The organism is Companilactobacillus halodurans (genome assembly GCF_009600985.1).
Lineage (GTDB): Bacteria > Bacillota > Bacilli > Lactobacillales > Lactobacillaceae > Companilactobacillus > Companilactobacillus halodurans.
In genome coordinates, this window is record NZ_VDFP01000203.1 from 1 (window position 1) to 1187 (window position 1187).

A 1187-nucleotide genomic window follows, 5' to 3' on the forward strand; every position below is an offset into this window, starting at 1 on the left:
AGGATTGCCTGCTTTAATCGCTTTGATTTTGGTAGCTGTTTTCTTTAAATAATCCTAAATCTTCTATAATATAAGTAATTTTATAAAGAATGGAAAATAAAATGAAAAAAGATTCATTACTCAAAAGTTCTCTCTGGATTTCTATCAGTGGAATTCTTTCCCGAATTTTATCTGTTATCTACATTATTCCTTGGAATATTTGGATTGGACCCTTAGCTGTTGGTGCAGCTAATGCCTTGTATGGTAAGGTTTATAACATTTATAATTTGTTTTTGATCATTGCCACAGCAGGAATTCCTTCAGCTATTTCTAAAGAGGTGGCTGCTCACAATGCTTTAGGTCGCTACGATCAAAGTGAAAAGCTTTTTAAAAAATACACTATATACATGTCATTAGTCGGCGTCGTTTTGGCCTTGATTATGTTCTTTGGCGCAAAGTACGTCGCTATTGTCTTAGCAGCTGGCGATATGCGTGTCGTAACACCAATTAAATACTTGAGTGTAGCTATGCTAATTATTCCCGCTCTTGGTATTTTACGAGGTTACATTCAAGGCTATGCGTTCATTTCCTATTCAGCCTTTTCACAAGTTATTGAACAAATTGCTCGCGTAGCTTATATGCTTTATGCTACTTATACAATCATGATCCTTCAAAAGGGTAATTACATGACGGCTGTAAATCAGTCTACTCTAGCATCTTTTATTGGTGCTACGCTAGCTTATCTGTTCCTACTTTGGATTAGAATTAAAGTTAGACGTTCTGTCACCGTTACAGATATCAAGACAAGTACTGATTTACCTGAATCAGCTCCAGACATTAACTTCGCTTCAATGTTACGTTCGGCCATTCCGTTTCTTTTGGTTGATACGATCATGACTGTTCTACAGTTATTTGATCAAACCACTTTTACTTGGATCTATGAACTGATTCTTCATGCCAGTCAAAAAACAATCGATGACCTTTATGCTATGTTTGGATTCCAAGCTAATAAATTAATCATGGTCTTAGTATCTCTAGCTATTTCCGTTTCATCGTCTGTCATACCAGCTCTTTCAGCCATGATTAGTCGTAAAGTTGGCAAAGAACCAATTCAAAAATTAATGCAAAACATCGTTCAATTCACGGTATTCATTATTTTACCAGCTACATTAGGAATGATGGCTATTAGTAGACAACTTTGGACTGTT

1 protein-coding gene is annotated in these 1187 nt (G+C 35.7%); it reads left to right on the forward strand.

Going from position 1 to position 1187, the window contains the following annotated elements:
* Positions 1-101 precede the first annotated feature (101 nt).
* Positions 102-1187 (forward strand): oligosaccharide flippase family protein (locus tag FHL06_RS13635; protein ID WP_153387187.1); only part of this gene is annotated, 1086 nt, incomplete at its 3' end.